At 70.0% G+C, this 5420-nt stretch carries 4 protein-coding genes; 2 read left to right on the top strand and 2 right to left on the bottom strand.

Going from position 1 to position 5420, the window contains the following annotated elements; translation table 11 throughout:
- Both ACJ73U_RS39690 and ACJ73U_RS39685 read right to left on the bottom strand, forming a co-directional pair.
- A partial coding sequence (locus tag ACJ73U_RS39690; RefSeq protein WP_407782937.1) for a hypothetical protein occupies window positions 1–259 on the bottom strand: 259 nt, incomplete at its 3' end.
- Window positions 249–2243 carry an AAA family ATPase gene (locus ACJ73U_RS39685; protein WP_407782936.1) on the bottom strand — a complete coding sequence of 665 codons (1995 nt, stop codon included), beginning with the start codon at window positions 2241–2243 and terminating at the stop codon, window positions 249–251. The genes ACJ73U_RS39685 and ACJ73U_RS39690, both read right to left, overlap by 11 nt.
- A gap of 161 nt (window positions 2244–2404) precedes the next feature.
- Here ACJ73U_RS39685 and ACJ73U_RS39680 point away from each other — a divergent pair, with 161 nt between their 5' ends.
- Both ACJ73U_RS39680 and ACJ73U_RS39675 read left to right on the top strand, forming a co-directional pair.
- Window positions 2405–3793: a lipase/acyltransferase domain-containing protein gene (locus ACJ73U_RS39680; protein WP_407782935.1), complete on the top strand. Its 1389-nt coding sequence runs from the start codon at window positions 2405–2407 to the stop codon at window positions 3791–3793.
- Between the two features lie 11 nt (window positions 3794–3804).
- Window positions 3805–5420: hypothetical protein (locus ACJ73U_RS39675; RefSeq protein WP_407782934.1), on the top strand; the 1616-nt coding region annotated here is incomplete at its 3' end.

Raw genomic sequence — 5420 nt, 5'->3', positions numbered from 1 at the left:
TGCGGGCCCAGGCGGCGAGTTCGGCGTGTTCGGGTTTGTCGGTGATGGGTAGGCCGAGGCCGGCGCGGACGGTGTTGCTGGTGTCCCAGGGGAGGAATCGGGTGGGGATGTGGGTGTCGTCGAGGGCGTGGCCTTGTGTGGCGTGGTCGATGAGGTGTCGGCGGAGGTAGGGGTGGGGTGGTAGATCGGGGTCGTCGGGAAGTTGGGCGGCCAGGTGTTGGGTGATGCGGTGGTGGATGTGGGTGTGGTCAGTGAGCATCGGGGTCTCCGATGAGGTGTTCGGGGTGGTCACGCAGGGTCTCGGCGAGGGTTTCGTGGACTGGGCGGTAGACGGTGCGGTCGTCGGCGGTGTCGCGGGTGAGGTAGCCGGCGAGTCGGCTGTGGAGCAGGTGGTTGATGGTGGTGTCGGTTACCGGGTTGTCTGCTGGGTTGTCGTGGACGGCGGTGGCGATGGCGGTCCAGACGTTGGCCCAGGGGACTCCGGCGCCGAGGGCGAAGGCGGTGGCGCGGAGCGCGGCCAGCAGTGCCGGGGCGGGGTGGTCGGGGGTGGCGGTGTCGTGCAGGTCGCGGCGGAGCAGACCGATGGTGCCGTGGTGCAGGTCCAGGCGAGCGAGGTCGTGGGGGCTTGGTGGTGTGGGCAGGATGCGGAGGTGATGGCCTGCGAAGCGGGCGTCGAGAAAGGACGGGGCGACGGCGCGGGCGATGTGCGCGGCGATGTCGTCGAGGTCGGGGTGGGGGTAGCGGCCGGCGAGCAGGTTGGCGAGATAGGTGGTGATGTCGCCGACGGTGTCCTGGTCGGTGCGCAGTTCGGTGATCGGCACGGGGAAGCGGTGTAGCAGGTCCAGCAGCTCCTGTCCGTCATCGGTGTCGGCGTGCGGGGTGGGGCTGCGGACGCCGATGATCAGGCGTGGGGCGGTGGGGCCGGTGCGGTGCAGCAGCGGGCCGACCAGGTCGGTGACCAGGCGGGTGGGGTCGGCGGCTTCGTCCAGGCCGTCGATGACGATCGTGGTGTTGTCGCCTCGTTCGGTCAGCAGGGCGAGCTGGGTCCGCAGGTCGGTGGTCCTGGTGGGTGATCCCGGCGGGGCGGTGGGGGTGTCGCCGAGGGCGTGGATGAGGTCTTCGGCGATCTCGTCGGTGGTCTTGTTGCGGGCCAGGACCGCGGCGTGGACTGATCCGGTTGGGGGCAGCGTGTGCGCGGGTGCGTCGGCGAGGGCGGCGCGGTAGCGGGGGTCGCCGCGGAAACCGGGGTCGCTGAGGGTCACGGTGCGGGCGACGATGGCGGATTTGCCGGTTCCGGCGGCGCCGGTGACCAGTAGCAGTCCTCGGCCCGTGCGGAGGAAGTCCGCGATGCGGGTGGTGAGGGTGGTGCGGCCGGCGAAGTACCAGCCGGGGTCGGTGGGTGCGGTGCGACCGGTGGCGCGGTCGAGCCAGTAGTCCAGTTCGTCGGCGTCGGTGGCGACCTGTTCCAGCGCGGGGGCCACGATGTGGCGGACTGGCTGGTAGCCGGGGTTGGGCAGGCAGGGGCTGTGGTCGGGGCTGGTCAGTGGTTTGAGCAGCCGGCGGGGTTTGAGCAGCCGGCGGTGTTCGCGCAGGCCGAGGCGTTGGTGGGCCTGGTGCAGTTCCATGGCGAACTCGTCCATACTCAGCCACGGCTCGGTGTAGCCGGCCTGGTCGCCGGCGAGGTAGCGGTGGACCTCGGCGAGCAGGTCGGCGAACTCGCGGACGCGGGGCATCTGGTCGAAGTCGGCGGTGGCGAACACTTCGATCGAGCCGAGCTCGCGTTCGGGTGGGAGGTCTTTGCGCAGGGCGCTGAGTTCGGTTTCCAGTTGCCCGGAGAAGCACGAGTTGACGATCACCAGCAGGTGTCTGGCCTTGGAGCCCAGCACGGCGGTGACCAGGTCGGCGGTGGGGTAGCCGTGGACGAGGTACTCGCCGGGCGGGGTGGCGGGTAGAGCCAGGTAGTGGCGCCCGCTGTTGCTGCGCACGCCGTGGCCGGTGATGTAGAGGACGGCCACGTCGTGCTCGGCCAGCTCACGCAACCCGGTCTTGTGGACGGCGTCTTCGACGTCGCGGCGGTGGTGAACCGGCCCGAGGTCTTCCACATCCAAGGCCCTCTCGCCCAGCTCGGGTGCGCACCACCAGCGGCGCAGCACCTCAAGCTGGTGGTCGACGTCTTCGGCGAACCCGTCGTACTGGTGGGGGTAGTCGCGGACCGCGAGGATGAACAGGCGGCGTGCGCTCACCACGACACCTCCGGTGCGAATTGGGGCTATCGAGACAGTAATCGTGCCGTACCCGGATAATGTCGCGGCGCAGGGGGTGTCACACCGGGTGGGAGTGCCGCGATTCGATGAATGTGCCACGGGAAACGGGACCGGTCGGGGAATTGCTGAATGGTGCGCCGGTGACGCGGGATGCGGTGATCGTCGTTCCGGGATTGATGGGCAGCGCCCTCTACGACACCGTCGACCAACGCTTCCTCTGGGGCCTGGAGCCAGGTTGGTATGTGCGGGCGTGGAGCCCGATCGGCCGCGCACTGACCCCGCTGGCGGTCACCGACGAGGAACGCGACGGCCACGGAACCCGGGTCGTGCCCCGACGGTTGGAATTCACCGCGTTCTCCGCCGTACTCGGCGGTATTTCCCCATACGGCCCATTACTCCGCACAGTGCGGACAGCCGTGATACGGCCCGACGCGGTCCTGGAATTCCCCTACGACTGGCGGCTCCCGGTAGCCCACAACGCCAGACTGCTGGCCGAAAAGATCGACATGCACCTGGGCTGGTGGCGCGCGGAATCCGGCAATCCCGACGCACGGGTCGTGTTGGTCGCGCATTCGATGGGCGGGTTGCTGTGCCGGCACCTGCACACCATCCCCGGCGCCACCGACCACGTCCGCGACATCCTCACCCTGGGCACCCCGTTCGGCGGCACCGCGACAGTCGCCGCGGTCCTCGGCTCCGGTGTCGGCGGCCGCATCCCGCTGCCGGCGCAAAGGTTGCGCCGAGTGGCGGTCACCATGCCCGGCCTCTACGACCTGCTGCCCACCTACCGCAGCGTCCTGGACGGCACCCAGGTCCGCCACCTCACCGCCGGTGACCTCGCCTCCCTGGGCGCGGACCGCGACCTGGCCGACACCGCCCTGCACACCCAGACCGCGCAACGCGACACGCCCCTGACCCGACACCCCCTGACTCGACATCACGCCGTGATCGGGGTCGAGCAGGCCACCACGAGCAGCCTCACCCTCGCCGACGGACTGGCCACCGGCCTGGAGACCACCTTCCACCCCACCCCCGACGGCGACATCCGGCGCCACCCGGACGGGCGACCGGTCACCGCACCGGGCCTGGGCGACGGCACCGTCCCCCGCAACGCCGCCCTGCCCGCCCACGGCACCACACCGATACCCGCCGCGCTGCACCACATGCCCCTGGCCCGCGCCGACACCGCGCTCACCGTTGCCCACGACATCGTGGCCTACGGCGCCGCCGACACTGGACCACGCCTGGGCCCGAACGAGGGCATCGGACTGCGGCTGCCCGACATCGTCGCACCCCACCGCGAGTGGACCGCCGAACTGACCGGGACCGACGCGCTGCACGCCACCGTCACCGTGGTCGACGTCGAGACCAACATCGCCCTGCCCCACGGCTACCCCCACCGCCGGGACGGGGCCGTGCACGCCACGATCAGCCTGCCCAAACCCGGCCTCTACCGAGTCCAGGTCACCGCAGGCCCCGAACCGGTCACCCAGTACGTGCTCGCCGAGAACCCGGACGCCACCGAATGACCGAACACCGGATGACCGGACACCCGCAGCTGGAACTGTTTCCCGTCCCGATCGGCCACTACACCCACCCCGACTGGACCGGCCAGGACCGCCTGCCGGTCCAGGACGAAGTCGACAAGGTCGCCGCCCAACTGGCATTCTTCGGCGCCGTCCCGGTCGACTGGGACACCCCCATGCCCGACCGCGGCGGTGACGCCACCGACAACCGGTGCAGGACCTGGGGCGAGAGCCGCGTCCGGCACTCGGTGCTGTACTGGGTGGGCCACGGCTGGGCCAACGACACCACCGCCACCCTCGCCCACACCCACAGCCCCAACCCCATCGGCGAACACGGCATCAGCACCGCCAAACTCGCCGAAACCATCGCCGCCCGCACCGCCGGCGACGACAACCACAACGACGACCACTGGCACATCATCGTCATCGACGCCTGCTCCTCAGCCCGCTTCGTCCAACGACTCAGCGCCGAGTTGGACACCCGACCCGGCTCCCGGCGAGTCCTGCTGATCGGCACCTCCGGCGAGGGCCCCACCACCCTGGGCCGGTTCAGCCAAGCCCTGGAACGTGTCCTGTCCGGCGCCTACCGCAACGACGCGCGCATCTCGCTGTGGGACGTCGAACGCGAACTACGCCGCACCCTGCCCCACGCCGAGATCATTCTCAAACGCATCGACGAACACGCCGCCCTGCACCGCACCCGCACCCTGCCGCTGATCGGCCCGGTCGACGTCGTCACCGACATCGACACCGCCCTCAACGATCTCACCCCCGACGAACAACTCCACTTCATCCCCAAAGCCCAAGGCGCGGAACTCGGCGAACAATCCTGGTACTTCCAAGGCCGCACAGCCGAATCCAAACGCATCGCCACCTGGCTACGCACCCACACCACCGGACTGCTCACCATCACCGGCGCCGCGGGCTCGGGGAAATCCGCGCTCCTGGGCCATCTCGTCGTCCAGAGCAAACCCACACTCCGTACGACCCTGGCCCGCCACGGACTCATCACCCAAGCCCCACCCGAGCAACGCCCACCCGACGACGTCTTCGACACCGTCCTGCACCTGGCGGGCATGCCCCTCACCGGCGTCATCACCCGACTGGCCCGCGACACCCTCGGCGACACCCCATCCGCCACCGCCGACACCCCCGCACAACTTACCTGGCTACTCGACCGAATCCGCGACCGAATCCGCGACCGCGCCAGTACCACCATCCTCGCCGACGCCCTCGACGAAGCCACCGAACCGCTCACCATCGCCCGCGACCTGCTCCACCCCCTATCCCAACTGGACGGAGTCCGTGTCGTCGTCGGCACCCGACGCGGCACCAGCGAAGACCCCGACCACCCCGAACCCGCCGACCACGACCTCCTCCGCGCACTACACGCCACCCCCGCCGACACCGTCACCGTCGGCCGCGAGCCCCACGCCATCACCACCTACGTGCGCACCCGCCTCACCGACGCCACCCGACGCGGCCTGCTCCCCGACACACACCCCGACCAGATCCGCGACCTCGCACTGGCCATCGGCACCAGCCACCACCACTTCCTCTTCGCCCGACTCGCCGTCCACGAAATCCAAGCCGACCACCACCTCCCCACCGGCAACCAACTCGACGCCCT

This window comes from Actinophytocola sp. (assembly GCF_045807065.1).
Taxonomy (GTDB): Bacteria; Actinomycetota; Actinomycetes; order Mycobacteriales; family Pseudonocardiaceae; genus Actinophytocola.
Note: the sequence above shows the minus strand (reverse complement) of the source record. Positions and strands in the feature narration are given on the sequence as shown.